This is a genomic window from Rhodoferax sp. (assembly GCF_023701345.1).
In the GTDB taxonomy this organism is placed as follows: Bacteria; Pseudomonadota; Gammaproteobacteria; order Burkholderiales; family Burkholderiaceae_C; genus Rhodoferax.
Genome location: NZ_JAMPXE010000038.1, coordinates 1 through 25,654 on the forward strand (window position 1 = coordinate 1; position 25,654 = coordinate 25,654).

Genomic DNA, 25,654 nt, shown 5'->3' on the forward strand with positions numbered 1-25,654 from the left:
AAACACCATGCTTTGCTCACCCCTGGCAATGCGCTGGGTGATCGCCGCCAGCAAGGGCGCAGAGATGATGCAGGACTTGGGCTGGTGGTTCATGTCGACCCGACGCACCAGCGGCAACTGACCGCGGCCAATCCGGCTCGGCATTTCCAGCCTCAGGTAACGCCCGCCCTCTTCGGCCGGGCGGCTGTGGTGCCAGCTTTCCAGTGATGGCGTGGCCGAACCCAGCATGACCTTGGCCCCTTCCAGGTGGCCCCGGTAAATGGCCAGATCGCGTGCCGAGTAGCGCGCCCCCTCACTGCTTTTGTAGCTCGGGTCGTGTTCTTCATCGACAACGATCAGTTGCAGTTGCGGCATTGACGCAAATACCGCCATGCGGGTTCCGAGCACCACGCGCGCCGCTCCACTGTGGGCGGCCAGCCAGCTGTTCAGGCGTTGTACCGGCGTCATGCCGCTGTGCATGGAGACCACCGCATCGGCGCCGTACAGCGGGCAAAAACGGGCTTTGAAGCGCGCTTCGAGCTGGGGTGTCAGGTTGATCTCTGGCACCATGACCAGCGCCTGCGCTTCGGGCCTGCTGGCCAGTAGCGCCGCAGTGCAATGCATGAAGACTTCGGTTTTGCCGCTGCCGGTGGCGCCAAACAACAGAAATGGGCCGGGCTGCTGGTGGAACTGGCTGATGGCCTGCTGCTGCTCCTGGGTCAGCACAACGGCTGTGGTCGCAGCATCTGGTTGTGGTGCCGGAACCGTGTCGGTCTCTGCGGCTGGGTTGACCTCGGGTTGGGTGCAGTTTGCCGCCGCCTTGGCTAATTTTTTGAGTCGGCGCCCCAGTTGGACGCTGCTCATGTCACGCAGTTGTGGCGGCAGGGCAGCCAGTGCCACCTCACCTGCAGCGCGTTGGTAGTAGCTTGCGGCAAAGCGGATCAAGTCACGCCAGTGGGAGCTCAAGGGCGGCATGGCGTCCAGGACAGCAGTCACCGGTCGCAGCTTGGCCGGATCAAGTGCCGCGTCAGATGCCGCCGTCGAGCCGACGGGCCACACGATGCCCAGCAGTTCGCGTTGTCCCAGCGGCACACGCACCAAGGTGCCTGGAGGCAAGGGGGTCTCGCTCCAATAACTGAGTGCACCGGCCATCTGGCTGTGCGCCGGGGTATGCACCAGCACCCGTGTCAAGCAGTTTCCAGGGGCTGGTGGTTGGGGCATTTTGTTCAAGTGAACTTGCGGAAAAAGCGATAAGTGCTTGATTTTGAGAGCTTTTATAAGTCATCCAGATTTTCTGTGGATAACTTTGTTGATAAAGCGCCAAGAAGCATTGCCAAGCCTTGCAAATCAAGGCTTTTGTTAGCTTGCTTAGAAAAAAGGCAGAATTTAAAACCTATATAAATCAATAACTTATGTTTTTTTTGGCTTTAAGGGTAAGCCCTGAGAGAAAAAGAAGCGCACATCATTCCATCTCTGATTTTGTGCATAAGTAAGCAAATTTTTTGTCGTCTGGGGTGGTAAAAAAGACAAAAAGGTGCTAGCTGTCTGACTTGTGCGCGATTTGTTTGTGCGGGCGCAATCCGTCAACCTGCAACGCGCATTTGGCGTGAATATTGGTGCACGGCTTGCACCAATGCGGCCACATGCTCAGGCGCAGTGTGCTGGCTGATGCCGTGTCCCAGATTGAAGATGTGCGTCGGGCCGGTGCCAGCGCCACGGTGCGGGGTGCCGAAAGCGTTGAGGGTCTTGATCACTTCAGCTTCAATTTGCGCGGGCTGGGCAAAGAGCACGTTGGGATCCAGGTTGCCCTGCAGCGCCTTGCTGCCTCCCACTTGCGCGCGCGCCTTGGCCAGGTTGACGGTCCAGTCCACGCCCAGCACATTGCAGTCCAGTTGTGCCATTTCTTCGAGCCACAGGCCTCCGCCTTTGGTGAAGACGATGCTGGGAATGCGTGCCCCGTTGTATTCTTTGTGCAATTGCGCCAGAACACGGCGCGTGTAGGCCAGACTGAATTCCTGGAACGCGCCATCGGCCAGCACGCCGCCCCAGCTGTCGAAAATCATCACGGCCTGGGCGCCGGCTTCGATCTGGGTGTTGAGGTAGAGCGCCACCGCGTCGGCATTGAGCTGCAACATCTTGTGCATCAGGTCTGGGCGGCTGTACATCATGGTTTTCACCAGACGGTAGTCGTCCGAACCCGCGCCTTCGACCATGTAGCAGGCCAGCGTCCAGGGACTGCCGCTGAAACCGATCAGTGGTACCTTGCCATTGAGCGCTTTGCGGATCGAGGTGACAGCGTCAAATACATAGCGCAGCTTGGCCATGTCAGGCACCTGCAATTTGGCCACAGCGGCTTCATCGCGCACGGGGAATGCAAATTTGGGGCCCTCACCCAAGGCAAATGAGAGCCCAAGACCCATGGCATCGGGCACGGTCAGGATGTCGCTGAACAAAATGGCGGCATCAATCGGAAAACGTTCCAGGGGTTGCAGCGTGACTTCGGTGGCAAAGTCGGTGTTGGTGGCCAGCCCCATGAAACTGCCTGCTTTGGCACGTGTGGCGCGGTATTCAGGCAAAAACCGCCCGGCCTGGCGCATCATCCAGATGGGCGTGTAGTCGGTGGCCTGGCGCAAACAGGCGCGCAGAAAGGTGTCGTTCTTGAGGGGTGCGAAAGAGGAGGGGGTGGTCGTCGAATTCATGAGCCGATTGTCGCATTCCGACATAGCCAAAATGCGGCAGGCTGACAAATCCAGCTTCTAGAGCGTTGCCAGCGCGCTGCGCACTTCGGATACCGACAAAATTTCAGACAACACCACGGGCGCGCGGCCAGTCTGGTACAGCACGTACACCGGCACACCGTTGCGCCCCAACTGCGCCAACTCGGCGGTGATGGCGGCGTCACGGCGCGTCCAGTCGGCACGCAACAGTGTGACTTGCCTGGTGGCAAAGTCGGCCAATACCTCTTTATTCGCCAGTGTGGTGGACTTGTTGTACTGGCAGGTCACGCACCAGGCGGCGGTAAAGTCCACAAACACGGGTGTGCCAGTCGCCAGCACCTGGTCCACCTTGCCCGGCGCCCAGGGCTGCCACAGCGCTGTGCTGGCTGTGGCATTGTTGCTTTCCAAAGGCTTGATGACGTTTTGGCCGATGGAACCAGCCAAAAAAGCGAGCGCCGCCAGTGAAACTGTCGCCATCACCATGCGGCTGCGACCCTGCAAACCCAGCGCCCAGATCACCAGTGCCAGGCTCAGCAGCAGCGCCAGCAGGGCCGCTGCACCGTTGATGCCGCTTTGTTGGCCCAGCACCCAGACCAGCCAGACCACGGTGGCAAACATGGGGAACGCCATGGCGTGGCGGAAAGTGGCCATCCATACCCCGGGGCGTGGCAATTTGCGGGCCAGTGCTGGCGACCAACTGGCCGCCAGATAGGGCAGTGCCATGCCTAGACCCAGGGTGGCAAAAATCGTAAGCGCCTGTGCTGCGGGCAAAGCCAGTGCCAGACCGAGTGAGGCTCCCATAAAAGGTGCGGTGCAAGGTGAGGCAATGACCACCGCCAGGATGCCTGACAAAAACGCATTGACTGACGGATTTTTGGCCTCCAGCATGGCCACACTGCTGGGTACAAACTGGCCAAATTCGAATAAACCGGCCAAATTGAGCCCGATCACAGTGAACAGCACTGCCAGCGCTGCCACCACGGCCGGTGACTGCAGCTGAAAGCCCCAGCCCAATTGTTCGCCGGCACTGCGCAGCACCAGCATCAGCGCGCCCAGCGCGACAAATGTCAGCACCACCCCCGCGCTGTAGGCCAGACCACCGACGCGCTGGCGGCGCTGGTTGCTGCCATGACGGGCAAAACCGACGACCTTGATGGCCAGCACCGGGAACACGCAGGGCATCAGGTTCAGAATCATGCCGCCCAGCAGGGCACCCAGCATGGCCATCCAGAGAGAAACGGGCAGGTTCGAGGACACACTTATGGGTGGGCTGCTTGTCGCTGCGCCGGAAAGAGACAGTGGCACCATGGCGGGCCAGGTACCGCTCACTTTGGCCTGGGTGATAAAGCCCAGGCGCTCGTTGCCCATTTTCCCGGCCAGCACCAGCGGCATGACCTCCGGGCTGGCGCTGCGGTGGGGCGAGAGCGGCACCTCAGCCGTCCACACCTCACCCTGCCAACTTTGTTTCCAGCGGGCAGCGGTCTCGATGATTTCGGGCGTTTCCGGGAAAAAGTCCAGGTTTTTTCCCTGCAGACCGACAGGCAGCCCAGCCACAGACACTTTGAGCGTCTGGCCCTCAATGGCAATGCTGCCCGCCTCTTTGAGCGCCTGAGGTTGGGTTTTTAAGGCGGCATCGAAGGCGGCACCATGGATGGCGGTAGAGCCCTTGACCGGAATGCGCAGCACGAATTCGCCGTCCTGCGGCACACATTCGAGCTTGCACACCAGCCAGCTGGCCTGCAATTTGATGGCGAGTTCAGGGTTCACCACTGAGGGCTTGAAGTCGGGCGTGATGGTCAGTGGCACCGGCAACAGCACGGTGTTTTCGTAACCGTAATTGGCGAGGTTGCCAATCGGAATCTTGACCGGCAGTGGCCAGGCAATGTCGCCAGCCAGCACACCGGTGGGGAGTGTCCAGCTGAGACGGGTGGCTTGGCCGGAGTCGCCGGAGTTCTTCCAGTAGGTGTGCCAATCTGGCTGATGGCGCAGTTGCAGTCCGACCCAAACCGTCTTGCCTGGGTCCACGCCGTCGGGCGCGTGGGCCACCAACTCGGCCTGAATCTGCTCGGTGGTGACGGTGTTTTTAGGACTCTCCTGTGCGCTGGCACTTGTTGTCAGTGCGTACAGAGCGATGGAAAATAGCGCAGTGAGCGGGCGCGTCAGGCGGTTCAGGAGGTTCATGGCGTTGTAGGAGACAGTGTAAGTCTTGAAGTTCCGCGGGTCAGCCGGTGGGTGGTTCAGAGAACAGTTCTATCGGAGGAAAACAGCGACGGCTGGTCAGCCTGGCTGCCAAAGATAGCAGGCAGTTTGGTTGGTGCCGTGATGCGCAATTGTTTGTTGACATTCATGCGACCAAACACCACCTCAATGTCCGAGGCGCTGACGCCAAAGTGCGGTGCCAGAAAGCGCAGCATATGGTCGGTGGCGCGTCCGGCCTCTGGTGCCGCGGTGACGCTGACCTTGAGCTGCTTGCCAAAAGGCTTGCCAATCGCATCCTTGCTGGCGCTGGGTTTGCCCAGGATATTGACCACCAGCACATCGCCATCCCAGGCAAAGAAGGAGTCACCAGTGAGATAGCGGGCACGTTTTGGAGGCATGGTGCAATGATAGCGAGCTCTACAATCTGTTTCTTTTATGCGGCCCCACCATGCCCACTTTACCCGCCTGCCCCCAATGCACCCTTGAAAACACCTACCCGGACGGTGACAACTATGTGTGTCCGGATTGCGGTTTTGAATGGCCCCAGGCAGCGTCCCCTGAGGCCGGCGAGGACGTCAGCGGCCCGGTCAAGGATGCCAATGGCAACCCGCTGGCTGATGGCGACACGGTGATTCTGATCAAGGACCTGAAGGTCAAGGGCTCGTCCATCGTGCTGAAAAAGGGCACCAAGATCAAAGGCATCCGCTTGTCCGAAGGCGCCGGTGACCATGAGGTCGACTGCAAGACCGATCAGGGCGCGTTCATGCTCAAGGCCGAGTTCATGAAAAAGGCCTGAGCCGCAATTTTTTGTCACGCTGCATTCACTGCAACCCCACCATGACCACCTCTTCACGCTTCTGGGCTGACTGGACAACGCTTGACTTTGAATGCATGCGCGCCGATGGCGTCGCGCCGCGCACCATCGCGGTATTGCCGGTGGCGGCAACCGAGCAGCATGGCCCGCATTTGCCGCTGAGCGTGGACACCGTGCTTGTCAATGGCATTGTGAACGTTGCGCTGGACCATCTGCCAACTGAGTTGCCCGTGCTTTTTCTGCCAACGCAATGTGTCGGCTTGAGCCCCGAGCATGCGCGCTTTCCCGGCACGCTGACCCTGAAAAACGAGACCATCCTGCGGCTTTGGACCGACATTGCCGAGTCGGTGGCGGCCGCTGGCATCAGCAAACTGGTGCTGTTCAACAGCCACGGTGGCAATGTCAGTGTGATGGATCTGGTGGCGCGCGACCTGCGTGCGCGCCTTGACATGCTGGTGTACAGCGTGAGCTGGTTCAATTTGCCCTTGCGCGATGCGCACGGCCATGATGTCAATGCCTTGTTCAGTGCCGAAGAACACCGCTTTGGCATCCATGGCGGTGCCATCGAGACCTCGATGATGCTGGCGCTTGACCCCGCCCATGTGGATATGCGTCAGGCGCAAAACTTTGTCTCGGCGGCGCAGGCGCGTGCCAGCCGCTTTGACATTCTGGGCAACGGCAAAAGCGCCAAACTGGGCTGGCAAACCCAGGACTACAACCCGGCCGGGGCCGTCGGCGATGCGGCCAGAGCCACGGCTGAAAAAGGCCAATCCATGGTCGATGCTGCCGGGCTGGCGCTGGCCAGGCTGCTGGCTGAAATTGACCGCTTGCCAGCCGACACCCTGTTGCCACAACCCGCGCTCGGGTAATGGCACTCCACGACCTGCTGGCGCTGGGGGCGGCTGCCTGCTGGGCGGTGGGCAGTGTGATGTCGGTCATGCCGTCGCGCCATCTGGGCGCCTTTGCCTTTACCCGCTGGCGCATGGCCATGGTGGCCCTCATGCTGTGGGCGGTGGTGGCTGTCCAGGGCAGCTGGCACAGTTTCGATGGGCACGCCTGGGGCATCATGGCCGTCAGTGGCCTGATCGGCATTTTCATCGGTGACACCGCTTTGTTTTCGGCCATCAACCGGCTTGGGCCGCGCCGCGCGGGCGTGCTTTTTGCCACCCACGCCGCCTTCAGTGCGGTGCTGGGCTTCGTGCTGCTGGATGAACGCATGAGTTTGCAGGCCCTGGTGGGCGGGTTGCTGACGCTGGCAGGCGTGATGCTGGCCATTCTGCTGGGTCGTCACAAGGGTGAAACCCATGCCTGGGAGGCTGACCGTGGGCATGTGGGGCTGGGTGTGGCGCTGGCTTTGCTGGCCGCGCTGTGCCAGGCCGTGGGCTCGCTGATCGCCAAGCCGGTGATGGCGCAGCAGGTGGACCCGATCATGGCCTCGGCGGTGCGCGTCACGGTTGCCACAGTCGCGCACGCGGTGTTGTTACTGGCGGGTTTTCAGGCCGCACGCGCCAGCCAGCCGCCCACGCTGCGGGTGCTGGCGCAAACCGGCCTCAATGGTTTCATTGCCATGGGCATTGGCATGACGCTGGTGTTGCTGGCGCTGGAGAAAGGCGATGTCGGCATGGTTGCCATTTTGTCCTCGGTGTCGCCCATCCTGGTATTGCCGCTGCTGTGGCTGCAGCTCAAACGCGCGCCTGCCCCCGGGGCCTGGCTGGGTGCGGTGCTGACGGTGGTGGGAACGGCGCTGATTTTGTGGCGTTAGGCGTCCAGCCGGATTGACCCGGTTAGAGGTGAGTCCCTAATTATTGTGCTGCACTGCAACAAAAAAGACTTGCACAGGCGCGGGTTATCCCTATAATTCAACCCATGCTGCACTGCAACATAAACCACTCACCCGGACCTTGCAACGCAATTAACCCACTTCAAAGGAACTCATCATGTTTATCACTGCTGACCAAATCACTGCCTCCAACCAAGCCGCTTTCGAGACCACCAAGGCGCTCGCCACCAAATCTTTCGCTGGCTTCGAAAAGCTGGTTGACCTGAACATGGCCGCCGCCAAGGCCTTGATGACCGAGTCTTTCAGCAATGCCCAAGCTGCACTGGCTGTCAAAGACCTGCAGCAAGCCCTTGCCCTGCAAACCGGCCTGGTCGCCCCTGTGGCCGAAAAGTCGGTGGCTTACAGCCGTCACGTGTATGGCATTGCTGTTGAAACCGGCGCTGAATTCACCAAAGCCTTTGAAGGCAAGGCTGCTGAAGCGCAAAAAGCGTTCAACCAGGTGGTTGAAAACGTGGCCAAAAACGCACCGGCCGGTACCGAGTCGGCTGTGGCTGTGTTCAAGAGCGCTTTGGCTTCCAGCCAGACCGCCATTGACTCTGCTCAAAGCTCGGCCAAAAAGGCCCTGGCCGTGGCTGAAAGCAACATGGCTGCCGTGACCGAGCAAGCGCTGAGCGCAGCTGCTGCTGTTGCCAAGAAGGCTTGATTACCCACTGCCTGTTGGCAGTCTGAAAGGCACCTTTGGGTGCCTTTTTTTGGCGCATAGAATGAACGCCAATTTCAAGTACCTAGAAGAATAAACAGTGCTTTCTGCCGCCCTTGAGCTCACTTACAACATGGCCATTCTGGTCGCCATGGTGTTGATCTCAGGGTTTCTCCGGCAAGCTCATTGGTCTGAGCGCCAGCAAGCCCTGTTGCAGGGCTTGCTGTTTGGCACAGCCACGCTGATCGGGATGGCCAACCCCCTGGTGCTGGGGCCGGGGCTGATCTTTGATGCGCGCTCGGTCATGATCAGTTTGTGCGCTTTGTTCTTTGGTCCCCTGGCGGCCAGTGTCACGGTCACCCTGGCGCTGGCCTACCGCATCGCTTTGGGCGGTGTGGGTCTTTATACGGGGGGTCTGGTCATTCTTGCCTCGGCAGTGTGGGGCCTGTATTTCCATCGTCAATGGCTGCGCCGGGACCTGCCCATTCATGCAACTCGGCTATTGCAGCTTGGTTTGCTGGTTCATGTGACTGAGTTGTTGCTTTTTTTGTCACTGCCGACGCCCCTGGCCTGGCAGACCCTGCAAACCATTGGCTTGCCCATTCTGCTGGCTTTTCCGCTGCTGACCTTGCTGATGGGTAAAGTCCTGACCAGTCAGGATGCGGCAATCCAGTCTGTGGCAGCGCTGCGCAAAAGTGAAGCACAGCATCGCGCCATTTTGCAAACGGCCATGAACGGTTTCTGGATGGCAGATTTGCAGGGACGCCTGCTTGAAGTCAACCAGGCCTATGTGCGCATGAGCGGGTACAGTGTTCAGGAACTGTTAGGCATGCAGATCACTGAGCTTGATGCGTTGAGGTCCAGCGCGGAAATCGCAACGCATATCCAAAAAATCATGGCGACGGGTGGCGATCGCTTTGAGACCCAACATCGCAGCAAGGACGGAAAGGTCTTTGACGTGGAAGTCAGCATTCAATACCTGGCGATTGAAGGCGGCCGTTTGATGGCTTTTTTGCGTGACATCACCGAGCGCAAACAAGCCGAACAGGCCCTGCAGGAATCCAAAGCACTGACGGAAGCCATCGTCGAAAACCTGCCGTTGGTGGTGTTCCTCAAGAGAGAATCTGACTTGCGTTTTGTCCTCTTCAACCGTGCGGGTGAAGCGCTGCTGGGTCACGACCGGCAGGACATGATTGGCAAAAACGACCTTGATTTTTTCCCGGCCGAGCAGGCTGCGCAGTTCATGCAACAGGACCGTGACGTGCTGCAAGGTGAAGCCGGTGCACTTGACATCCCCGAGGAAACCATTCTTACCGCGAAGCAGGGACGGCGTGTGCTGCACACACGCAAGTTTGGCATTCTTGGCAGCCGGGGACATGCAAAATACTTGCTGGGTATTTCGGAAGACATCACCGAAAGCAAAAAAGCCCAGGAGAGATTGCTGCTCACGGCCAATGTTTTCACCCATGCCCGTGAGGGCATCATGATCACCGATGCCGTCGGGGTGATCGTCGATGTCAACGAATCTTTTACCCGCATCACCGGTTACAGGCGTGAGCAGGCGCTGGGGCAAACACCGCAACTCCTGCGATCAGATCGCCAGCCGCCAGCGTTTTTCCAGGCCATGTGGCGCAATCTGAACCGTGACGGCCAGTGGTACGGTGAAATCTGGAACCAGCGCCAAAACGGTGAGGACTATGCCGCCATGCTCAACATCTCGGCGGTTCAGGATGCCCAGGGCCAGGTGCGGAATTTTGTCGCTTTGTTCTCGGACATCACCGGTATCAAGAAACACCAAAGCGAACTCGAGCACATGGCTCACTACGATGTGCTTACCGGGCTGCCCAATCGGGTCTTGATGGCAGACCGTCTGCATCAGGCCATGACGCAAAGCATCCGGCGCAGCCAGCAGTTGGCGGTGGTTTATCTTGATCTGGATGGTTTCAAGAGCATCAACGACTGCCATGGTCATGAGCTCGGCGACCGACTGCTCACACACGTGTCCAGTCGCATGAAGCAGGCGCTGCGCGAAGGTGACACCCTGGCGCGCATGGGTGGCGATGAATTTGTGGCAGTGCTGATTGACCTCAAAGAGAGCCAGGCGTCGGCGCCCTTGCTCAGTCGCTTGTTAGCTGCTGCTGCCGAGCCGGTTCAATTGGGCAACGTGACGTTGCAAGTTTCCGCCAGTCTGGGCGTTACCTTTTACCCTCAGGCCGAGTCGCTGGAAGCCGACCAGTTGCTGCGCCAGGCCGACCAGGCCATGTACCAGGCCAAACTTGCCGGGAAAAACCGCTTTCACTTCTTTGATGCCGAGCAAGACCGCACGACGCGGGGCCATTTTGAAAGTCTTGAGCGTATTCGCCAGGCCTTGGTCGCCAAAGAATTCGTGCTTTATTACCAGCCAAAAGTCAATATGCGCAGCGGTGCCGTGTTCGGGGTCGAAGCCCTGATCCGCTGGCAACACCCTGACAAGGGCTTGCTGGGACCCGCCCAGTTTTTACCGGTCATTGAGGAGCATGCGCTGGCGGTGGAGGTGGGTGAGTGGGTGATCAACGCGGCTTTGAGTCAAATCGCGCGCTGGCAGAACGAGGGGCTGGTCCGGCCTGACAGCATCAGCGTCAGTGTCAACGTAGCCGCCAGGCAACTCCAGCAAAACAATTTTGTCGCGCGCCTGCGTGGTTTGCTGGCAGCACACCCGCAGGTCCGGCCTGCGCAGCTGGAAATTGAGATACTGGAAACCAGTGCCCTGAATGACCTTGCCGGGGTCTCGCAATTGATTGAAGACTGTCAACAGATGGGCGTGCTGTTCGCGCTGGACGATTTTGGCACGGGGTATTCCTCTTTAAGCTACCTCAAGCACCTGCGTGTCAGCACGCTCAAGATTGACCAGAGTTTTGTCCATGACATGCTGGATGACCCGGATGACCTGGCCATTTTGCAGGGTGTGATCGGCCTGGCGGCAGCGTTCAAGCGCAGGGTGATTGCCGAAGGGGTCGAGACCGTTGCACATGGCAATTTGCTGCTGCAAATGGGCTGTGAACTCGGCCAGGGTTATGCCATTGCACGGCCCATGCTGGCGCAGGATTTTCCGCAATGGCTGCAGCGCTGGCAGGCGAACCCGGTGTGGGGCTTGGCCAGCGCCGGGGCAGACGCCTATTGAGCGCCAGCCTGTCACCAGCATGATTCATGCGACTGACATGACAACATTTTAGCCAGGCAGGCTGGCTGCATAAGTTTTCAACGCCCGCGCCAATGCCGCCACGCCGCGGTGGATCTCGTCCACACTGGGTGTCACAAACGACAAACGCAGGGTGCGCTCGTCGCCATGGTCGGCGTAAAACGGCGCACCAGGCACAAAGGCCACACCTTGTTCGACGGCAAAGGGCAGCAAATCAACCGCGCTCATGTCTTTGGGCAGGCGCGCCCACAAGAACATGCCGCCCGCGGGGGTGTTCCAGGTCAGCGATTGATCGGGCTGGCTGCTGGCATTGGGGAAGTGTTGTGCCAGTGCCTCCAGCATGGCATCACGCTGCGCTTTGTACAGCGTGCGAATGGTCGGTACATGGCGCTCCAGAAAACCGTCTTTCATGACCTCGGCCACCATGCGTTGGTTAAAACCGGGGCTGTGCAGGTCGGCGGCCTGCTTGGCTTGCAGCAGTTTGGGGTAAACCGCTTTGGGTGCCACCACAAAGCCCAGGCGCAGGCCCGGTGCCAACACCTTGGAGAACGAGCCCAAATAAATGCAGCCCTCCGGATTGCGGGCGGTCAGCGGCGCGGGCGGCGGTGTGTCAAACCACAGGTCGCCGTAGGGGTTGTCTTCAATCAGGGGCAAGCCCCGCTGGCTTGCCAGTTCACTGAGCGCAGCCCGGCGGCTCTCGGACATGGTGTTGCCGGTGGGGTTTTGAAAATTGGGCAGCACGTAAAGAAAACGGGCGTCAATGGTTTTTTGCGACAGGTCGGCGATGACCACGCCGTGTTCGTCACTGGCCAGGCTCACCACCCGGGGCTCCATCGGCATGAAGGCCATGACCGCGCCCAGGTAGGTGGGCGACTCGACCAGAATCTTGCTGTCGGCGTCAATCAGCACCTTGGCCACCAGATCCAGCCCCTGCTGTGAGCCGGTGGTGATCAGCACCTGCGCCGGGTCGACGTTCCATGGAAGCATGTCGGCCACCATGTCGCGAAGTGGGCCGAAGCCCTCGCTGGCGGCATACTGCAGGGCGCCGGACGGGTCATCCTTGAGCACTTTGGCGCAGGCGGCCTCGAACTCGGCCACAGGAAAGGTCTTGCTGGAGGGCAGGCCGCCGGCAAAACTGATGATGCCCGGCTTCTCGGTGACCTTCAGGATTTCGCGAATGACCGAGGGGTTCATGCGTGCGGCGCGGCGCGCCAGATGCCAGGGGGAATGGGAGGTGGTCATGAAGATTGCTTTGCCGTTCTGGAAAAAACTGGGGGCGATGCAGAAAAACGCTTGCCCAAAAACACGGTGGCCATCACCGCCAGCGCAAACGCCAATGTTACCCATTCCAGCGGTTCGCCCAGGATGGGAACGGCCGCCAGAATGCTCAGGAAAGGTTGCAGCAGTTGCGTCTGGCTCACTTTCAGGGCACCACCCATGGCCATGCCGCGGTACCAGGCAAAAAAGCCCGCCCACATGGAAAACACGCCCACGTAAACCAGGCCCAGCCAGGCCGAGGGGTTGACGCTGTGCGCTGGCCAGGTGAGCAGCGCGCCGGGCAGGGTGACAGGCAGCGCCATCACACAAACCCAGCAAATGACGCGCTCGGCACCCAGGGCGTGGGTGACTTGGGCGCCGTACACGTAGCCCGTGGAGGCCGCCAGCACAGCACCCAGCAGTAGCAAATCAGCCCACTCAAAGCCAAAACCGTGACCCTGCTGGTGCGCGCGCAGCAGCGAAAACACCACCACCAGTACGCTGCCCAGCCCCGCGCAGACCCAAAAACCCAGGCGTGCCCGTTGGTGCAGCACCCAGGCGGCAATCGCCGCCGTGGCCAGGGGCAGCAGTGCGGTCACCACTGCGGCGTGCCCCGACGTGACCAGGCGCAATGCAAAACCAAGCAACAGCGGGTAGCCGATGGCGTTACCCAGCAGCGCCATAACCAAGGGCTTGCGTTGTGCGGGTGTGGGCAGGGAAGATCGGGTCACCCCCAGAAACACCAGCGATAGCGCCCCGGCCAGCGCGGCTCGCCCAAAAGTGACAAACCAGGGCGAGAGTTGGGGTGCTTCGGCCGTGCCCGTGGCCAGCCGCGTCATGGGCAGGGTTACTGCAAAGATGGCCACACCCAGCACGCCCAGCCACATGCCGAGGGTTTCACGTTTCATGGTGATCATGGGCATGCCGCAGCCGGTCTAAACCGTGGCCATCCAGATCGCCGTGGCCACCAGCACGGCCGCCATGCAGCGGTTGAACCAGAGCAAGCGCCGCCCACCATGCGCCGGGTCGGCCAGCCACTGGCGCAGCAGGGTGCCCACCAGCGCGTAGCTCAGGTTGCTTGCCAGGGCAAAAGCCAGCAGCAGCGGCAGCACCACCGCAAAGCGTTGCCACAGATCGGCGCGCCCGGCCAGCCAGCCGGCCACCACGGTGAGCGCCAGCATCCAGGCCTTGATGTTGAGAAATTGCAGCATCACACCTTGCCAGAAGCTCACGTTGAGCTGATTGGCATTGGCCTGGGACAACTGATGGGCATGCCAGAGCTTCCAGGCCAGCCAGATCAGGTAAGCCACGCCGGTCGCTTTCACGCCCAGGCGCAGCGGTGGCAGGCTCACCACCAACGCGCCCACGCCGCTGGCGCACAGGCTCAGCAGCAGACCCCAGCCGACCGGCACAGCCAGCACAAAACGCAGCGCACGACGCAAGCCAAAGTTGGCCGCCAGCGCGGTGGAAAGCGTGGTGTTGGGGCCTGGCGTGAAGCTCACAGCCGTGCACAGCATCAACAGGGCCGTGATTTCTGCGCCGCTCATGGAGTGATCACATCAAGCCCATGGTGCGCAAGCGGACGCAGGATGGCGTCAGGTGAGGGTGATTCAAAGAAAAACCGGAGGGCCCAGCACGTCAGTGCACCACGACCGGGTTTTGCGCCAGTTCAGCGTATTGCTCCAGCGTGTCTTCCACTTCTTCCTGAGTGGGCGTTTTGCTCTGCCAGGCGGAAATTTGCTGTTGAAACAACTCGGCCCAGGAGCCATCGAGGTACACCTCTTTGTTGGCGCGCTTATCGACAATCTCAAAGCCGTGCCGTACCAGTTGCGGCACGATCAGCAGTTGCTCGCCCGCCTTCATGTCACCCGGTTGAACGTCTGCCGTGACGGCGTTGGCCAGCATGTGGGTGACAGAATAGGTCTCAGAGTCGTAAAGCGTGTGCATGCGTCAAATTATCCATGAATCCAGATAATCGTGAAGCTGGTTGCAAATTGAGGGATTTCAAGGGCCGACGGCGGCTTCAGATGCTTCCCATTTCTGATCCACGTAATCACCATTGGCTTCGGTGATGCGGATACGCGCGGGCAGGTAAGCCAGGCCGGGCGCCAGCCAGACCTCGAGTTTCTGGTCATAGGTCTGGCGTGGCTGGCGCACCAGTTTCAAGGCCTGTTGGGTCCCGCCGGGCAGTTCCAGGGTTTCCATGTTGCCAAACGTGAACAGCCAGATGTCAGCACTTCGGGGGCCAATGGTTTGCACCTGCAGCGTGGTGCCGGGACTGAAGCCTTGGGGCGCGCTGGCAACCAGGGACGCAAGTTGCGCCAGCACGCTCAGACGATCCTGGGCGCCGGTTTGCAAGGGGATGCTGGGGGTGTTGGCGCTGAAGCTCACCATACCCTGTGCACGGTTGAAATGCGCGGCTAACTCGCTACGGTATTTGTCAGAGAAGCGCTCGGGCGCCAGACCCAGTTGATCAATCGTTCCGCGGCTGGTCTGCACCCGTGATTGCCCAAAAGCATGGATGCTGAGATGCGCCTGGTAACTGCTTCCATCGTGCTGCCAGATTAGCGCGCTGCGCAGCGTGAAGGGGAACTTGTTGGCATCAACCCGATACGCCAGTTTGACGGAACCCGGCAAACCGTCGGCGCGAAAGGTCACTTTCTGGACTTGCAGAACGGGTCCTGCTTCAATCACGGGCGCTGGCTTGGCGATCGCAAGGGCCTGCTCTGCTGCCGGGGTGGGGGCGCTGCCCGGAGCTGAGGCCGGACTGGCGATAGGCTCAGCCGTGGGTTCTGCGGCCCGAGCGGTGGTGTCGGCTGCTGCCATTGTTGAACTGATGTCTGCCAGACCTGAAGGCGCGGGCGCTGTGACCGGCTGGGGTATTGGTTTGGATTGAGGGGCTGTTCGCCGGGCTGGCTTGCCCTGAATGGCGGCCGCTTTGCTGGGGACTGGTTTGGAAGAAGTCGCCAGTACCACCGTGCGTGTGGCAAAGCTCGGGCTGCCTTCCTGGGGCGACGCAGGTAGCTTCAGGGGGATTTTTTGCAGCAGTACCAGGTGCACCAGCAAGACAAGCAGGCCCAGGCTTAACCAGGTTTTCAAGGTCATGATGCAGGCTTCAACTGGCTCTGGCGTTACAGCTTCACGCCAGTTGGGTGATGAAGGTTTTGATCCCGCGCAGCAGCATTTCAATTGACACCGCCACCAGCACCAGGCCCATCAGGCGCTCCAGTGCCACCACAAAACGATCGCCGGCGACGCGCTGGATGCGCTCGGCCAACACCAGCACCACCGCACTCACGCTCATCGTGACACACAGCGCGGCAATCCATTCCAGCCGCTTTTCGGGCGCTTGCGACACCAGCAGCAGCACCGTGGCCAGCGCCGACGGGCCGGCGATGGCGGGAATGGCCAGCGGCACGATCAGCGGTTCGCCCAGGGTTTCGTCCGACTCCACCTTGGGTGGTGGAAAAATCATGCGCAGCGCGATCAAGAACAGGATCACGCCGCCGCCAATCTGCAGCGACAGCTCGCTCAAGTTCATCACCCGCAGGAAACTTTCGCCGATGAACATGAAGGTCAGCAACAGCAAAAAGGCAATCAACACCTCGCGCAGAATCACGCGCGCGCGCCGCTCGGGTGTCACGTGTTTGAGGGCGTTGGCAAAAATCGGGATGTTGCCGATCGGATCGGTGATCAGGATCAGCAAAATAGTGGCTGAAGCAAAGGTGTAATTCATTGCACTGCAAGCAATTCAAGTGGTGTAAAGCGCGTCAAGCGAAGCAAAGCCTTTGACCTCGATCGGGTTGCCAAACGGGTCACAAAAAAACATTGTCCATTGCTCGCCCGGCTGACCGGCAAAGCGCAATTGCGGTGGCAGAATGAAGTCGATACGGGCCTGCTCAAGGCGATACGCCAGCGCCTGCCAGTCGGGCAGCGCCAGTACTACGCCAAAGTGCGGCATGGGCACCAGGTGCTCGCCCACATGACCGGTGGGTGCGGTCTTGAAAGGTTCGCCCAGATGCATCGAAAGTTGGTGCCCAAAAAAGTCAAAGTCGACCCAGGTGGCCGTGCTGCGGCCTTCGCGGCAGCCCAGCACACCGCCATAGAACTGGCGCGTGAGGTCGAGATCGGTGACGTTGAAGGCGAAGTGAAATAAGCTGTTCATGGCCGACAGAATAGCAGGCGCGGCGCAGGGGCGACCTGCCGGGCTGTGTCAATGCCATAATCGCGCGCCCTGAATTTTCTGCACAAGTTGCGCAACATACCCTGGCTGACCGGCGCCAAGTGCGCCAATCCGGCCGTCGACCCAATCAGGATACACCCAAGGAAACCCCATGAAAATCAATTCCCTTCTGGCTGCTGCTGCCTTTTTCTCCGCTACTGCCGGTGCGATGGCTGCCGATGCCGTGCTTGAGGTTCAAGCCGCCTGGGCACGTGCCACCGTCAAGGGTCAAATGGCGACCGGTGCATTCATGACGCTCACCGCCAAAACAGATGGCAAACTGGTCGGGGCTGCTTCCCCTGCGGCCGGCGTGGTGCAGGTGCACGAGATGAAGATGGAAGGCGGCGTGATGAAAATGGGCGAGGTCAAGGGTGGCCTGGCGCTGCCGGCGGGTCAAGCCGTCGCGCTCAAACCCGGCGGCTACCACGTCATGCTGTTGGACTTGAAACAGCCATTGCTCAAGGACAGCACGCTGCCGCTGACACTGGTGTTCAAGGATGCCAAGGGTGTGGAAAGCAGGATGGAGATCAAGGTGCCTGTCGCGGCCACGGCGCCCGGGACCATGGTCAAGCCAACGCCGATGGACCATTCGATGCACAACATGCAGGGGATGCAGCCGGCCCCCAGGCAATAACGCCTCGTATGGTGTTGCAATGGGTTAAGCTGTTGCCTGTGCCGTGACAACCACCCCTTTAGGAGAGCAACATGAGTGATTCACAAAACGCCGGCTTTGGCAAATTTGTCCCCGGTTTTGATTTTTTGCAGAATCTGACCAAGGGCGCGACACAAACCGTGCCGCAAATGCCAAATATGTCCAGCTGGATCGCGCCGTCACTCAACGAAGAGGAGCTGGACAAGCGCATCAATGAACTCAAGGCGGTGCATTTCTGGCTCGATCAAAATTCCAAGGCACTGGGCGCCACGGTGCAGGCGCTTGAAGTGCAGAAACTCACCCTGGCCACACTCAAAAGCATGAACTTGAGCATGGGCGACATGGCCAATGCATTCAAGCTCAAGACCGCCGACACGGTGGCGGCCAGTCAGAATAAAGTTGCGGAAACAGCCGAAACCATGGTTGCGGCAAAGGCCGAAGAAAAAACCCAGGCTGTGGCTGACAAGAAGGAAGAACCGGCCAAAATGCCGGCCCCCGCTGCGGGGGCCGCAGGTCTGGTTGACCCGATGCAGCTGTGGACGGCGCTCACCCAGCAGTTCCAGCATATTGCTGCAGGTGCCATGAAGGAAGCCGGCAAAGCGACCGCCATGAATCTGGGCAAAGGCGTTGGCAAAGACACAGCCGCCACATCGCCAGCCGCAGCCAAAAAGGCGCCGGCCAAAAAAGTCCCGGCTAAGGCCGCCAAAAAAGCAACTGCCAAAACCAGCACGCGGGGTCGTTAAGCCCGCGAATCCGAATTGCAGGGCCCCGCGCATGAAGTTGTTTCCCTATGGCCACGCCACCCACCCGCAGTGGGGCATGGCGGCCAACCTGGTGCTGGCCCAGTTGCGCGCCCAGATGGCGCTGCACGGCTATGCCGGCAGCCCGACGCTGGCGCTGCTCTACATCACCGACCATTATGCGGCCGATGCCCGGGAGATTCTGGAACACCTGAGCGCCGAGCTGCCCGAGATCACCGACTGGTCTGGCACCGTGGGCGTCGGCATTGCCTCCAACAACGTCGAGTACTTTGACGAGCCCGCACTGGCCGTGATGTTGTGCGAGCTGCCCAGCGACCAGTACCGGGTGTTCTCCGGCGTGGCACCGCTGGGGCTGGCGTTCGAGGCGCACACCGCGCTGGTGCACGCCGACGGCCAGGCCCCCGATGTGGCCGAGCTGATTGAAGAGCTTGCCGCACGCACCGACTCCGGCTACGTGTTTGGCGGCCTGGCCGCCAGCCGCGGCAAGGCGGTGCAGTTTGCGGTGTCTGGCAACGGCAATGTCAAGGGACAGGGCGCGGCCAGCGGTGTGTTCAGCGGGGGCTTGAGCGGCGTGGCTTTTGGCCCCGAGGTGACATTGGTGTCACGGGTCACGCAAGGCTGCCAGCCCATCCATCGTGCCCACACCGTGACGGCTGCCGAACGCAATGTGGTGCTGACGCTGGACGGCGAACCGGCGCTGGAGGTGATGTTGCGCGAGTTGAATGTGACGCTGGATGAACCGCGTGAGGCGCTGCAGGCGGTGCGCGCCACGCTGGTCGGGCTGACCGAGCCCGCCGCCCTGGACGATGCGCCGCAAACCGTGACCCGCACCGGTAATTTTGGTCCGGATGTGCTGGTGCGCCACATCATCGGTCTGGACCCCGCGCGCGCCGGTGTGGCGGTGGCCGATGTGGTGACCGAGGGCATGGAGCTGGCCTTTTGCCAGCGCAACGCGCAGGCGGCGCGCGCCGACCTGATGCGCATTTGCGCCGAAATTCGTGAAGAACTGGAGCCGCAGGAGCAGGCGCTCGAAACGGCAGCCGCCCTGGCGCAATCCGAGGCTGAAGCCGCCCCGCACCCGGCGCGTGCCATTGCCGGCGCCATTTATGTGAGCTGCTCTGGCCGTGGCGGTGCCCATTTTGGCGGCGACAGTGCCGAGCTGCAAATCATTCGCCGTGCCCTGGGTGACGTGCCGCTGGTCGGTTTTTTTGCCGGTGGCGAGATTGCCCGCCACCACCTGTACGGCTACACCGGAGTGCTGACGGTTTTTACCGGCAAATAGGGATTGATCCAAACTTGCGCAAGCCCAGACTGCTGGTTCATCTGAGATATGCCGGTGCTGGTGACCAGACTGATGCGCTGTTCCAGCGGGTGTAAGTCCTTCAAAAACATCTGCAAGCAGCTAAAAAAGTCAGCGTATGGCGGCTATTGCCAACGCCATTGAAAGGGTGAACGCCCGGCAGCGCAAGGCTCTCAAAACCAGAAGGAATTTTGACCATGATGAGGCGGTGACCATGTTGCTCTGACTGGCACTGCGCAGCATCACCAAGGAGAGGGGCAGGGCCTTTTCATTACCATTACTGACAGCGTGGTCAATGGGGACGATAGATTGACATTCAAAATATTAACGCGCAACGTGTGGCTCAGACTGCAGGTATCTCCGTCCGATGCTGCAGGCCTGATTGAAAAAACTCATGAAGATCACTTTGACCTGCGTAACGGGGCTATCGCCGGTCTGTTCAAGGCAAGGTCTTAGGCCCCTGCTACCTGAAGGAGAACATTCATGGCGACTTACATTGCACTGTCCAATTTTACCGACCAGGGTATTCGCAGCGTCAAGGACAGTACCAAGCGTGCCGATGCCGTTCAAGCGGCGGCGGCCAAGTTTGGCGCGAAGATGACACAAATCTACTGGACTCTGGGGCAATATGACCTGGTGGCGATCATCGAGGCCCCCGACGACGCTTCAGCTGCGGCTTTCGCTGTGGCCATTGGATCGGCTGGCAATGTGCGGCTGCAAACCATGCGTGCCTTCAATAAGGATGAGATGGCTGGAGTGCTTGCCAGACTGGCATGAAGAGTACGCTTCTTGATGCCATTGGCAACACGCCGCTGGTGCAACTCCAGAAGGTCGTGCCAAGCGGCGCGGCACGCGTCGTTGTCAAGCTGGAATCGACCAATCCGACCGGGAGCATGAAAGACCGCATGGCCAAGGCGGCGATTGAGCGCGCCGCCGCCGACGGCCGGTTGCAGCCGGGCGGCACGGTGGTGGAGTACACAGCGGGTACCACCGGCATCTCGCTGGCGCTGGTGTGTGCCGCCAAAGGGTATGCTTTGGAGGTGGTGTTTTCCGATGCCTTCAGCGAGGAGAAATTGCGCACCATGCAGGCCTTCGGGGCGCACATCAACCTCGTGCCCAGTGACAACAGGAAGATCACCGCCGAGCTGATCAAGGCCATGATCAGCGCCGCCGACCAAATCAGTTTGCGCCCGGGCCATTGGTATTGCGATCAACTCAACAACCATGATGCCATTGAAGGCTATCCGCCTCTGGGCGAAGAGCTCTGGCAGCAGGCCGGCGGACAGATTGATGCTTTCGTGCAGTCGGTCGGCACGGCGCACTCGATTCATGGCGCCATGCGCGCCCTGTCAAAACACAGTGGCACCATCTTATGCATTGCCGTCGAACCGGCAGAATCGGCCGTGCTGTCCGGACAAGCCTCGGGATCACATCAGATTGAAGGCATCGGCATCGGATTTATGCCACCCTTGTGGCAGCCCGAACTGGTCGATGAAATCCTGACTGTGACGACGGCCGAGGCCAAGGAGATGACGCGGCGCCTGGCGCGCGAGGAGGGCATTTTTGCGGGCACATCGTCCGGCGCCAACGTGGTGGCGGCGATCCGCATCGCCCGGCGCCTGGGCCCCGGGGCGACGGTGGCCACCGTCATTGTTGACTCGGGGCTGCGCTACCTGAGTACCGATGTGTATAGCAGCCAGCCCGGTACCTGACAACGCAGGCAGCCTGCTCAGGCACCTTGGGCCAAACAAAAGAAAGGTCAGCGACATGGCAGAGACAGCACTCAAGAAATTCGACCAGCCCGATGAGGTCCGGGAGTTCCCCCGCGGCCGCTTCGAAATCGTTCATCTCGCCGGGGTAAGTCTCGGGCGTGCAACCTACCAGCCGGGCTGGAAGTGGTCGCTGCATAACGCGCCCTCGGTGGGCACGCTTTTGTGTCATGCACCGCACACTGGCGTTGTGCTATCGGGGCACGGTGTCGTGCTGTATGAGGATGGCAAACGACTCGACCTCTTGCCGGGGCAGGCGTTTTACATCACCGCCACCCCGCATGACAGTTGGGTCGAGGGCGATGAGCCGTACGTTTCATTGCACATTTTGACCGGCCCGCCCACAGGGACGGAGAAATAAACCCGTGCTTATTGATTCAGCCTGATGACGCATCGGTGGCAGCGTTCGGCTGCAAACCCTGCGTGCCTTCAGCAAGGAAGAAATGGGCCGGGGTGCTGACGGTTTTTACCGGCAAATAGATCTGTGCAGCGATCACGTTATTGCAGCAGCGCCAGATACTCGGGCCGCTTGGTGGCCATGCCCTTGAAGCTGCCCAGCAAGTGGCTGAACTCGGCATCACCGATGCCAAAGAGTTTGGCCACAGTTTTGTCGTTCTCGGCGCGCAACTGGTCGTGGGCCTTGGCGGTAAAGGGCACCTCAAAGGCTTGCACGTCAAACAGCGGCGCCAACTCGGCAAAGCCGTCCCAGCTGGCGGCCAGGCTCAACAGCAAGGCATTTTTGGCGAGCCAGGCGTCCAGGTCATATGGGATGGCTTGTTCGGCCAATTCAAGGCATTTTCGGGCTACGAAACCTTCATCAAGCCGGGTGTTGACGAGCCAGGAATGGGAAAACAGGGGTAGCGTCATGGGGCTCATTGTGATGGATTGGACTTGAATGCCAGTTCCTGACACAGGCTCGCCAGTGGCATGGCCACCACGTCGTTGCCCATTGGAAAGGGCTCAGTGCCCGGGAAAACCACCAGTTTACGCGCGGGTGAAAGGTCGGCGCACGCGGCATGAAAGCCTCGCTCGAGCTTGGGGCTCAAGCTGCGTTTGATTTCGATGGCCCAGGTCTCGCCGCTTGGCCAGACCAGCAGCAGGTCGATTTCGGCACCGCCGCTGGTGCGGTAAAAATAGGCTTGCACGCTGGCGGGCGCGCAACTCAGCAAGTTTTCAATACAGAAGCCCTCCCAACTGGCGCCCAGCACCATGTGCGACAGCAAGGCTTCCTTGGTCTCGATGTCAAGAAGGGCGTGCACCAGTCCGCTGTCGCGCACATAGACTTTTGGGGACTTGACCAGGCGTTTGCCAGTGTTGGCGTGCCAGGGCGGCAGGCGGCGCACCAGCAGCAAGGCGCAAAGCAAGTCGATATAGCTTTGCGCGGTTTTGACATCCACGCCGATATTGCGCGCCAGTTGCGCCACGTTGAGCAGGCCGCCTTGGTGGTGCGCCAGCATGGTCCAGAAGCGGCGCAACGTATCAGCAGCAATGCGTGGTCCAAACTGCGGGATGTCACGCTCCAGGTAGGTGCGGATGAAGTTTTGCCGCCAGCGCAGGCTGCGCGCATCGCTGGGTGCGGTCAGGCTCTCGGGAAAACCGCCGCGCAACCACAAGGCGTCATGCAGTGCCGTGCCGGTTTCCAGCAAGTTGAGGGGACCCAGTTCAAGGTAGGCAATGCGCCCGGCCAGGGTTTCGCCGGACTGCTGCAGCAAATCCAGCGCGGCCGAGCCCAGCAGCAGGTATTGGCCCGCGCGTCGCCCGGCGCGGCGGGCCTGGTCGATCAAACCACGCAACACGGGAAACAGATGGGGTGCACGGTGCACTTCGTCAAGGATCACCAGTTTGTCGAGGTGATCGGAAAGGTAGAGTTCAGGTTGCGCCAGCTTCGCGCGGTCACGTTCGGATTCCAGGTCGAGATAGAGACTCGGGGTCGATTTGGCAGCTTCCAGCGCCAATGTGGTTTTGCCTGATTGGCGCGGTCCCAGCAGGGCAACAGCGGGAGAGTGCTGGAGTTCTTCGGCGAGTAAAGGCAGCAAGTGGCGTGTAAACATCCTTGCAATTATGGAGTTTCATTCCATGATTTGCAAGGATAAATTCACACGCCGCGGGCCCGGTCGACCTTGAACTGCTGGCGGAACGCGCCAAAGGTACCGGCATCGAGTGCGGCGCGCACCTCGCGCATCAGGTTCAGGTAGTAGTGCAGGTTGTGGATGCTGGCCAACATCGGGCCCAGCATTTCGCCGCAGCGGTCCAGGTGGTGCAGGTAGGCCCGGCTAAAGCCGCCGCTGATGCTGCCGTTGGGGCGCACGCTGCCCTTGCAGGCGTAGCAGCTGCAGGTACTGTCGAGCGGGCCGTGGTCGGCCTTGTGCCGCGCGTTGCGCATTTTCAGGTCGCCAAAACGCGTGAACAGCGTGCCGTTGCGAGCGTTGCGGGTCGGCATGACACAGTCGAACATGTCCACGCCCTGGGCCACGCCTTCGACCAGATCCTCGGGGGTGCCGACGCCCATCAGGTAGCGCGGCTTGTGCCAGGGCAGGCGGTGCGGCGTGTGCGCCATGATGCGCAGCATCTCGTCCTTGGGTTCACCGACGCTGACGCCGCCGACCGCGTAGCCGGGGAAGTCCATCGCCACCAGCTGCTCCAGCGACTCCTGGCGCAAGCCCTCGAACATGCCGCCCTGCACAATGCCGAACAGCGCGTTCGGGTTGCCCAGCCTCTCGAATTCAGCCTGGCTGCGTTTGGCCCAGCGCAGGCTCATTTCCATCGAGGTCCTGGCCTCGTGTTCGGTCGTTTTCTGGCCCTTGGTTTTGGGTTCGACCGACAGGTAGGGCGTGCACTCGTCGAGTTGCATGGCGATGTCGGAGTTCAGCGTGGTCTGGATCTGCATCGACACTTCGGGCGACATGAACAGCTTGTCGCCGTTCACCGGGCTGGAGAAGTGCACCCCTTCCTCGGTGATCTTGCGCATCGCGCCCAGGCTCCAGACCTGGAAGCCGCCCGAATCGGTCAGGATCGGCTTGGTCCAGCGCTCAAAGTCGTGCAGGCCGCCAAAGCTCTGCATCACGTCGAGCCCCGGGCGCATCCACAGATGAAAGGTGTTGCCCAGGATGATTTGCGCGCCCATGTCTTCCAGGCTGCTCGGCATCACGCCCTTGACCGTGCCGTAGGTGCCGACCGGCATGAAGATCGGGGTTTGCACCATGCCGTGGTTGAGCGTGAGCGTGCCACGGCGGGCATGGCTGCCCGCATAGCCGGTCTCGGGCACCGGGGGGTCGGTGCGGAGTTGGTCAAATTGAATCACCGGCTGGGCTGGGTGCGGATGCGGGTGTGGATGGTCGTGTGGGTGGGAGTGTGTCATGGCGGTCGAGAGGAACTTGGGCGGTATTGTCTTTGATCCCTGCCGGGGCTTGCCGGGGTGAATTATTTAGCCAAGCCTTGAGCGCCAGCGGTTCGCGTCAGCAGCATGGCGTCACCGTAACTGAAAAAACGGTATTTTTCGCGAATGGCATGGGCATAGAGCGCCATGATGTGGTCATAACCAGCAAAAGCGCTCACCAGCATCATCAGGCTCGACTTGGGCAGGTGGAAGTTGGTGACCAGTGCGTCCACCAACTTGAATTCAAAGCCCGGCGTGATGAAGATGCTGGTATCTCCGGTCGTCAGGCCACTCAAGGCCCAGGATTCGAGCGTGCGCACCGTGGTGGTGCCGACCGCCACGATGCGGCCACCGCGGGCGCGGCAGTCGGCAATCGCCTGCTGGGTGGCTGCCGGCACCTCGTACCACTCACTGTGCATCTGGTGCTCGGACAGGTTTTCCGTTTTGACCGGTTGAAACGTGCCCGCGCCCACATGCAGCGTGACATGGGCGCGCTGCACGCCCATGGCATCAATCCGCTCAAACAGCGCTTCATCAAAATGCAGCGCTGCCGTTGGCGCGGCGACCGCGCCCAGGTTTTTGGCAAACACGGTCTGGTAGCGCTGGGCATCCTCGGCTGAATCGGAATGGGTGATGTAGGGCGGCAGCGGCACATGGCCGTGGCGTGCCATCAGGGTGTAGGGGTCGTCGCCGGCGTCGTTGGACAGTACAAAACGAAACAGCGGGCCATCGGCATCGGGCCAGCGCCCCAGCAGCGTGGCGCTCAGGTGATCGGGATAGTCGGGTGAGCTGACGAGCGAGACCGTGGCGCCCACCTCGGGCTTTTTGCTGACGCGCATGTGCGCCGCCACCTGGTTGCCAGCCAGCACCCGCTCGATCAGCAACTCCAGCTTGCCGCCGCTGGCTTTGGCGCCAAACAGGCGCGCGTTCATGACCCGGGTGTCGTTGAA

The 25,654-nt window shown here is 60.6% G+C and carries 26 protein-coding genes; 11 read left to right on the forward strand and 15 right to left on the reverse strand.

What is annotated here, in order from left to right:
- From NDI87_RS07245 to NDI87_RS07260, 4 genes are all read right to left on the reverse strand, one after another.
- The coding region (locus NDI87_RS07245; RefSeq protein WP_296274295.1) for a DEAD/DEAH box helicase at positions 1 to 1,200 on the reverse strand (1,200 nt) is incomplete at its 3' end.
- A gap of 362 nt (positions 1,201 to 1,562) precedes the next feature.
- Positions 1,563 to 2,678: a uroporphyrinogen decarboxylase gene (gene hemE, locus NDI87_RS07250; protein WP_296274297.1), complete on the reverse strand. Its 1,116-nt coding sequence runs from the start codon at positions 2,676 to 2,678 to the stop codon at positions 1,563 to 1,565.
- A 57-nt stretch (positions 2,679 to 2,735) separates the two neighbouring features.
- A complete protein-coding gene (locus tag NDI87_RS07255; RefSeq protein WP_296274299.1) occupies positions 2,736 to 4,877 on the reverse strand; it encodes a thioredoxin family protein in 2,142 nt (713 codons plus the stop codon).
- 56 nt (positions 4,878 to 4,933) lie between these two features.
- Positions 4,934 to 5,293 carry a DUF167 domain-containing protein gene (locus tag NDI87_RS07260; RefSeq protein WP_296274301.1) on the reverse strand — a complete coding sequence of 120 codons (360 nt, stop codon included), beginning with the start codon at positions 5,291 to 5,293 and terminating at the stop codon, positions 4,934 to 4,936.
- A 50-nt stretch (positions 5,294 to 5,343) separates the two neighbouring features.
- On the opposite strand from NDI87_RS07260, the gene NDI87_RS07265 reads away from it, so the two are divergent.
- The 5 genes from NDI87_RS07265 to NDI87_RS07285 all read left to right on the forward strand — a co-directional run bounded on the left by NDI87_RS07265 (position 5,344) and on the right by NDI87_RS07285 (position 11,349).
- The gene (locus NDI87_RS07265; protein ID WP_296274303.1) at positions 5,344 to 5,691 is read left to right on the forward strand and encodes a zinc ribbon domain-containing protein YjdM; all 348 of its coding nucleotides are present in this window, start codon (positions 5,344 to 5,346) and stop codon (positions 5,689 to 5,691) included.
- 41 nt (positions 5,692 to 5,732) lie between these two features.
- Complete coding sequence (locus NDI87_RS07270) at positions 5,733 to 6,578, forward strand: creatininase family protein (RefSeq protein ID WP_296274305.1); 846 nt, start codon at positions 5,733 to 5,735, stop codon at positions 6,576 to 6,578.
- Complete coding sequence (locus NDI87_RS07275) at positions 6,578 to 7,471, forward strand: DMT family transporter (RefSeq protein WP_296274306.1); 894 nt, start codon at positions 6,578 to 6,580, stop codon at positions 7,469 to 7,471. Before NDI87_RS07270 ends, NDI87_RS07275 begins: the two co-directional genes overlap by 1 nt.
- A 175-nt stretch (positions 7,472 to 7,646) precedes the next feature.
- Positions 7,647 to 8,192, forward strand: coding sequence for a TIGR01841 family phasin (gene phaP / locus NDI87_RS07280; RefSeq protein ID WP_296274308.1), 546 nt, complete (start codon positions 7,647 to 7,649; stop codon positions 8,190 to 8,192).
- A gap of 97 nt (positions 8,193 to 8,289) precedes the next feature.
- On the forward strand, positions 8,290 to 11,349 hold the full coding sequence (locus NDI87_RS07285) for an EAL domain-containing protein (RefSeq protein WP_296274311.1): 3,060 nt from the start codon (positions 8,290 to 8,292) through the stop codon (positions 11,347 to 11,349).
- A 48-nt stretch (positions 11,350 to 11,397) separates the two neighbouring features.
- On the opposite strand, the gene NDI87_RS07290 is transcribed toward NDI87_RS07285, so the two are convergent.
- The 7 genes from NDI87_RS07290 to NDI87_RS07320 all read right to left on the reverse strand — a co-directional run bounded on the left by NDI87_RS07290 (position 11,398) and on the right by NDI87_RS07320 (position 16,789).
- Positions 11,398 to 12,609 (reverse strand): PLP-dependent aminotransferase family protein, encoded by a 1,212-nt coding sequence (locus NDI87_RS07290; protein WP_296274313.1) that lies wholly within the window; start codon positions 12,607 to 12,609, stop codon positions 11,398 to 11,400.
- Positions 12,606 to 13,541, reverse strand: a complete 936-nt coding sequence (locus NDI87_RS07295; RefSeq protein WP_296274340.1) for a DMT family transporter — start codon at positions 13,539 to 13,541, stop codon at positions 12,606 to 12,608. Before NDI87_RS07295 ends, NDI87_RS07290 begins: the two co-directional genes overlap by 4 nt.
- An 18-nt stretch (positions 13,542 to 13,559) precedes the next feature.
- Positions 13,560 to 14,171, reverse strand: coding sequence for a LysE family translocator (locus NDI87_RS07300; RefSeq protein WP_296274315.1), 612 nt, complete (start codon positions 14,169 to 14,171; stop codon positions 13,560 to 13,562).
- Between the two features lie 91 nt (positions 14,172 to 14,262).
- On the reverse strand, positions 14,263 to 14,571 hold the full coding sequence (locus NDI87_RS07305; protein ID WP_296274317.1) for a DUF3567 domain-containing protein: 309 nt from the start codon (positions 14,569 to 14,571) through the stop codon (positions 14,263 to 14,265).
- A gap of 57 nt (positions 14,572 to 14,628) precedes the next feature.
- A complete protein-coding gene (locus NDI87_RS07310; RefSeq protein ID WP_296274318.1) occupies positions 14,629 to 15,729 on the reverse strand; it encodes a DUF3108 domain-containing protein in 1,101 nt (366 codons plus the stop codon).
- A gap of 34 nt (positions 15,730 to 15,763) precedes the next feature.
- On the reverse strand, positions 15,764 to 16,360 hold the full coding sequence (locus tag NDI87_RS07315) for a MarC family protein (protein WP_296274320.1): 597 nt from the start codon (positions 16,358 to 16,360) through the stop codon (positions 15,764 to 15,766).
- Between the two features lie 15 nt (positions 16,361 to 16,375).
- Positions 16,376 to 16,789: a VOC family protein gene (locus NDI87_RS07320; RefSeq protein WP_296274322.1), complete on the reverse strand. Its 414-nt coding sequence runs from the start codon at positions 16,787 to 16,789 to the stop codon at positions 16,376 to 16,378.
- Positions 16,790 to 16,958: 169 nt separating this feature from the next.
- On the opposite strand from NDI87_RS07320, the gene NDI87_RS07325 reads away from it, so the two are divergent.
- From NDI87_RS07325 to NDI87_RS07350, 6 genes are all read left to right on the forward strand, one after another.
- A complete protein-coding gene (locus NDI87_RS07325; protein WP_296274323.1) occupies positions 16,959 to 17,480 on the forward strand; it encodes a copper chaperone PCu(A)C in 522 nt (173 codons plus the stop codon).
- A gap of 71 nt (positions 17,481 to 17,551) precedes the next feature.
- Positions 17,552 to 18,241, forward strand: a complete 690-nt coding sequence (locus NDI87_RS07330; protein ID WP_296274325.1) for a PhaM family polyhydroxyalkanoate granule multifunctional regulatory protein — start codon at positions 17,552 to 17,554, stop codon at positions 18,239 to 18,241.
- A 31-nt stretch (positions 18,242 to 18,272) separates the two neighbouring features.
- On the forward strand, positions 18,273 to 19,541 hold the full coding sequence (locus tag NDI87_RS07335) for an FIST N-terminal domain-containing protein (protein ID WP_296274327.1): 1,269 nt from the start codon (positions 18,273 to 18,275) through the stop codon (positions 19,539 to 19,541).
- Between the two features lie 501 nt (positions 19,542 to 20,042).
- On the forward strand, positions 20,043 to 20,336 hold the full coding sequence (locus tag NDI87_RS07340; protein ID WP_296274329.1) for a GYD domain-containing protein: 294 nt from the start codon (positions 20,043 to 20,045) through the stop codon (positions 20,334 to 20,336).
- A complete protein-coding gene (locus tag NDI87_RS07345) occupies positions 20,333 to 21,271 on the forward strand; it encodes a cysteine synthase family protein (RefSeq protein ID WP_296274331.1) in 939 nt (312 codons plus the stop codon). The genes NDI87_RS07340 and NDI87_RS07345 overlap by 4 nt, the downstream gene beginning before the upstream one ends.
- A 55-nt stretch (positions 21,272 to 21,326) precedes the next feature.
- On the forward strand, positions 21,327 to 21,689 hold the full coding sequence (locus NDI87_RS07350) for a cupin domain-containing protein (RefSeq protein ID WP_296274333.1): 363 nt from the start codon (positions 21,327 to 21,329) through the stop codon (positions 21,687 to 21,689).
- Positions 21,690 to 21,826: 137 nt separating this feature from the next.
- Here NDI87_RS07350 and NDI87_RS07355 read toward each other — a convergent pair whose 3' ends face one another.
- From NDI87_RS07355 to queA, 4 genes are all read right to left on the reverse strand, one after another.
- Positions 21,827 to 22,195 carry a hypothetical protein gene (locus tag NDI87_RS07355; protein WP_296274335.1) on the reverse strand — a complete coding sequence of 123 codons (369 nt, stop codon included), beginning with the start codon at positions 22,193 to 22,195 and terminating at the stop codon, positions 21,827 to 21,829.
- A 5-nt stretch (positions 22,196 to 22,200) separates the two neighbouring features.
- Positions 22,201 to 23,364: an ATP-binding protein gene (locus tag NDI87_RS07360; RefSeq protein WP_296274337.1), complete on the reverse strand. Its 1,164-nt coding sequence runs from the start codon at positions 23,362 to 23,364 to the stop codon at positions 22,201 to 22,203.
- 59 nt (positions 23,365 to 23,423) lie between these two features.
- Positions 23,424 to 24,629 (reverse strand): tRNA guanosine(34) transglycosylase Tgt, encoded by a 1,206-nt coding sequence (gene tgt / locus NDI87_RS07365; RefSeq protein ID WP_296274342.1) that lies wholly within the window; start codon positions 24,627 to 24,629, stop codon positions 23,424 to 23,426.
- A 119-nt stretch (positions 24,630 to 24,748) separates the two neighbouring features.
- Positions 24,749 to 25,654, reverse strand: a 906-nt coding sequence (queA, locus tag NDI87_RS07370; RefSeq protein ID WP_296274338.1) for a tRNA preQ1(34) S-adenosylmethionine ribosyltransferase-isomerase QueA, incomplete at its 5' end; no start/stop codon positions are given.